The organism is Halomonas sp. BM-2019 (assembly GCF_017584085.1).
In genome coordinates, this window is the sequence record NZ_CP071922.1 from 2,645,211 (window position 1) to 2,649,275 (window position 4,065).

The window sequence follows — 4,065 nt, forward strand, 5'->3', positions numbered from 1 at the left end:
CACTCATAGCTGCCAGCAACAAATAAGGCCGCCAAAGCAATGCTCTGGCGGCCTTTCTCAATTCATGAAGTGTGAATTACTTCGACGAGTAATTGGTCATTTCAGCGCCAGCAGCCGAAAATGCTGGAATCAGTCCAGTGTCGCCACCTAAGTGACCAGCACCAACAGCAATGAAATACGTACCGGATGACTGGCCAAAATAAGGACTCAAAGTCTCCATCCAGCTGATGTTGCGCTGATCGAGCACCGCTTCCATTTGAGCCTCGTCAAGATCATTGACTAAGATGGACATCAGGCTATCCAAGTCACCATTCACCCAATAGGTTTTCATTTGATGCAGTTGCTCAACACCTTTATCCAGTTGCTCAAGCAGACGAACTATTTGTTCTTCGTCAGTACCGACAGCCGCGTCCATGAGCGCATCGATTTGATCTTGTGCGGTTTCCAAACCCAGCAACTCACCTTGCATACCCATCGCGACAGCCAAAAGCTGCGACTCAGAGCCAAGCTCAGGATTAAAGCCTTCGAGCGCTGCAATCTGCATGATCAGCATCAACTCGAGCAACCAAGGCTCCAATGCCGTAATTTGCATTGGCGGAATACCGACCGCAAGCAATTGCTGTTGCAGTGCCGCCCACGTTTCTTCTTCAAGATTTTGTGGGAAGAAATTGCTACTACGAACGCCACTACCTAACATCACTTCCGCAGCACGTTCCATTTCTTCTGGGGTGAGCTCCATCCAAACTTTGTCACTATTTAAAAAGGCTTCGATACTGCGCTCAGACAAGTACATGTCCTCACCTTCACCAACGTGAATGGTACCAAGAATCCACCAAGTTTGGTCGCCAAACTTTGCCTTATAGAGAATTTCCGCTTGCGCAGAACTCATCCATAATAAGCCAATTACTGTGAGCAGAATCATCCGTAATTGCATTTTCATCGTCCTAATCTCCTTCGTTGTGTAATTCTGGATTGGTCTCGTCTTGGTCATCACCTTGCCGCGCTGTATCGTTGCGCGCAGCATCGAGACGATCAAGATAGTCCTGATTAATATCGCCGGTTACATACTCACCATTGAATACCGACGTTTCAAACGTCGACAAGGTTGGGTTTTCTTCCTTAACCGCGGCGATAAGATCCGCTAAATCTTGGTAAATAAGGCCGTCTGCTTTGATAAGCGCTGAGATTTCGGCAACTTCGCGACCGTATCCGATGAGCTCATTGGCACTAGGCATATCGATACCATAGACATTTGGGAAGCGAATTTCTGGCGCCGCTGAAGCAAAGTAGACCTTCTTCGCGCCAGCCTCGCGAGCCATCTCAATTATTTGTTCCGAGGTCGTGCCGCGGACAATCGAATCGTCCACCAACAGTACGTTTTTGCCTTTAAATTCTGCACTAATCGCATTCAACTTGCGGCGCACTGATTTCCGCCGTTGGGTTTGTCCCGGCATAATAAAGGTGCGACCAATATAGCGGTTTTTCACAAAGCCTTGACGATATGGGATGTTGAGAACACGCGACATTTCCAAGGCGATATCACAGGCCGTTTCCGGAATCGGAATAATCACATCAATATCTAAGTCCGCATATTCACGTTGAATCTTCTCGCCGAGCTTGCGTCCCATGTTGATCCGGCTCGCATACACCGAGACGCCATCGAGGAACGAGTCTGGGCGGGCAAAGTAGACGTATTCAAAAATACACGGATTATGAACGGATAGATCCGAACATTGCTGGCTAAACAGCTGACCGTCTTCGGTGATATAAATTGCTTCACCAGGTTCAACGTCACGCATGTACACAAAGCCAGTACCGTCGATTGCAACGCTTTCCGACGCAACCATATACTCGGTGCCTTGCGGGGTTTCGCGTTTACCTAAAGCCAACGGACGAATACCATGCGGATCACGGAATGCCAGTAAGCCATGGCCAATAATCATGGCGACTACCGCATAAGCACCGCGCACCTGCTGGTGCAAACGAGACACCACGGCAAACATATCGGCTTCATTGACGGCAAGGCGGTCAGTTTGCAGTAATTCGTGGGCTAAAATATTGAGGAGGATTTCGGAGTCGGAAGACGTGTTGATATGGCGACGCGCTTTGTGAAAGAGTGATTGCTGTAACTCTTCCGCATTCGTCAGGTTGCCATTATGTGCCATGGCAATACCGAACGGCGAGTTGACATAAAACGGCTGAGCTTCTGCAGAACTGCTGCTACCGGCGGTCGGGTAACGGACGTGTCCAATCCCGAGATTGCCACTCAACCGTCGCATGTGCCGCGTATGGAAAACATCGCGAACCAATCCATTCGACTTGCGTAAGCGCAAGGTCTGACCTTCGATTGTCATGATTCCAGCTGCGTCTTGACCGCGATGCTGTAACATTGTTAATCCATCGTAGAGGGCTTGGTTAACCGGCTGGTTACCTACGATTCCTACTACTCCGCACATGCATGAACCTCTCAGTAATTAACTTTGCTGTAAAAAGCTAGACGAGTTTTCGAAGTATTCGAAAAACCATTGAATGTAGATTGTAAAATGAGGAACTAAAGACGATTGCTGCCACCAGCTTTGCTGAGCAATAGGCGTAAATGCATCGGCAAAAAACAAAAATGCACTGACCACTAAAACACCGCGTAATGCACCAAAAATGCCGCCAAGTAGACGATCGGTGCCGGTCAAGCCGGTCTTTTCCACTAAGGAGCTGATCAAATGAACGATAATCGAGCCAGCAATGAGGGTGACGACGAATAAGATTGCAATTGCGACTCCATTTCGAATCATGGGGTCGTCCATACTGGTAAAATACGCAGCTAATTCGTGATAAAACTGACTAGCGACAAAAAATGCGGCGATCCAAACCCCTAATGAAAGGGCTTCACGAACAAAACCGCGAACGAGGCTGATGATAATCGACAATGCGATAATCGCAATAAGTACGAGGTCAAACCATTCCATAAGTCGCTCACCTTGGATGTAATTCGCGCGAAATTTTAACTCAATTCCGCGCGCTTGTCCTTGTTATTTTACTGAGCAGGTTGATACTCAACGAGACGTCCATCAAGACCAACGACTTGCTTCAGCTCTGGAATTTTTTGCTCGAGCCGACTGCGATCGATATCCGGCCCAACCAGCAGTAATGTTAACGACTGGCCTTGGCTATTTCTGACTAAACGACTGTAGGCTGGATGGCCTTCAGCTCTCAATGTGGCAACTAATTCAGCCACCCGATCTGCATTACGAAAAGCACCAAGTTGGATTGCCCATGCATCTCCAGATATTTCTGCTGGTGTCGGGCTGGTATCTTCTTCGTTCGCAGGTGCTGTTATCGTTGGTGCTTCCACCCTGTTCTGCGCTGTTGACTCAAGTATTGCCTCTTGAGGTTCAGCATCTGTGACGTCACCGTCATAGGTCAGTAATTGACGTTCAGTCAGTGTGTCAAAGTCATCCGGAAACTCTGCCCGTTCAGGCGCTGTATTCAGTTCTGGGCGCAATGGACTAACTTGGATATCATTATCGAATTGATAATTCTTACCCGCCAATAAGTCCGGTAGAATAATAACCGCCAAGGCAATCACGATCACTGTTCCAACAATTCTATTCTGTAATGCGCTCGCCACTCTTAGACTCCTTCAACAATGCTGTTTTGATTGCTGATACGGTTAAAAACGATCCAAAACCAAGAATGATATCGTTCTCACCTGAATGATTGACTGCTGCGGAAAGCGCGTCAGCGACGCTTTCATGACAACTCGACGGTGCTGATATCGGTAGGTTTGCCGCTAAGTCTTCCGCTGTTGTGCCTCGCACGCCCGATAACGGTGCTAAGTACCAGTGTTGGATTAACGGCAGCAACTCAGCTAGTGTGCCTTGTTGATCCTTATCATTCAACATTGCGCACACGGCCTTTACCGATTTGTCACCAAAGCGCAGTTTAAGTTCACTGGCCAAGTATTTGGCCGCATGCGGATTGTGCCCAACATCGACAATCACAACGGGTGTGTTCCGAACGATTTCCAGCCGACCTGCCAATTCAGCTTCGCGCAATCCTTCTTTGATC

The 4,065-nt window shown here is 48.2% G+C and carries 5 protein-coding genes; all 5 read right to left on the reverse strand.

What is annotated here, in order from left to right:
• Positions 1 to 76 precede the first annotated feature (76 nt).
• Positions 77 to 940: a TraB/GumN family protein gene (locus tag J5F18_RS13260; protein WP_346299080.1), complete on the reverse strand. Its 864-nt coding sequence runs from the start codon at positions 938 to 940 to the stop codon at positions 77 to 79.
• Positions 941 to 944: 4 nt separating this feature from the next.
• Positions 945 to 2,456 (reverse strand): amidophosphoribosyltransferase, encoded by a 1,512-nt coding sequence (gene purF / locus J5F18_RS13265; RefSeq protein WP_346299081.1) that lies wholly within the window; start codon positions 2,454 to 2,456, stop codon positions 945 to 947.
• Between the two features lie 18 nt (positions 2,457 to 2,474).
• Positions 2,475 to 2,963 (reverse strand): CvpA family protein, encoded by a 489-nt coding sequence (locus J5F18_RS13270; protein WP_346299082.1) that lies wholly within the window; start codon positions 2,961 to 2,963, stop codon positions 2,475 to 2,477.
• 68 nt (positions 2,964 to 3,031) lie between these two features.
• Positions 3,032 to 3,625 carry an SPOR domain-containing protein gene (locus J5F18_RS13275; protein ID WP_346299083.1) on the reverse strand — a complete coding sequence of 198 codons (594 nt, stop codon included), beginning with the start codon at positions 3,623 to 3,625 and terminating at the stop codon, positions 3,032 to 3,034.
• Positions 3,603 to 4,065: cyanophycin synthetase (locus tag J5F18_RS13280; RefSeq protein WP_346299084.1), on the reverse strand; the 463-nt coding region annotated here is incomplete at its 5' end. The genes J5F18_RS13280 and J5F18_RS13275, both read right to left, overlap by 23 nt.

What these genes read in the sequence shown, in the direction of transcription:
- purF (WP_346299081.1), bottom strand. Translation starts at nt 2,456, where the DNA reads ATGTGCGGAGTAGTAGGAATCGTAGGTAACCAGCCGGTTAACCAAGCC.
- J5F18_RS13270 (WP_346299082.1), bottom strand. Translation starts at nt 2,963, where the DNA reads ATGGAATGGTTTGACCTCGTACTTATTGCGATTATCGCATTGTCGATT.
- J5F18_RS13260 (WP_346299080.1), bottom strand. Translation starts at nt 940, where the DNA reads ATGAAAATGCAATTACGGATGATTCTGCTCACAGTAATTGGCTTATTA.